The organism is Paracoccus sp. S4493, assembly GCF_000967735.1.
Taxonomy (GTDB): Bacteria; Pseudomonadota; Alphaproteobacteria; order Rhodobacterales; family Rhodobacteraceae; genus Paracoccus; species Paracoccus marcusii.
The window spans coordinates 1-243 of sequence record NZ_JXYF01000368.1 but is presented as its reverse complement, the minus strand read 5'-3'; the positions used below and the strand labels follow the sequence as shown (position 1 = coordinate 243).

The following is a 243-nucleotide window of genomic DNA, read 5'->3' as shown; positions in this document are numbered from 1 at the left end:
TACGTGGTGAACTGGGTCGACTGGTGGCAGGTGCTGCTGGGCCTGTCCTTCGTGCTGGTCACGCTGTTCGCGCCCAAGGGCATCGCCGGGGTGTTCGACCTGTTCGGCCGCAAGGGAGACCGGGCATGAGCGCGCTTCTGGAGGTCAGCGGGATCAGCAAGTCCTTCGACGGGTTCAAGGCGATCAACAACCTGTCCTTTTCCATCAACGCGGCCGAGTTGCGCGCGGTGATCGGGCCGAACG

Annotated in this window: 1 pseudogene; it reads left to right on the top strand. The window is 64.2% G+C overall.

Annotation, left to right across the window (positions count from 1 at the left end):
* Window positions 1-125: 125 nt before the first annotated feature.
* A pseudogene (locus tag TW83_RS22190) lies at window positions 126-243 on the top strand (ABC transporter ATP-binding protein); the annotation flags it as partial.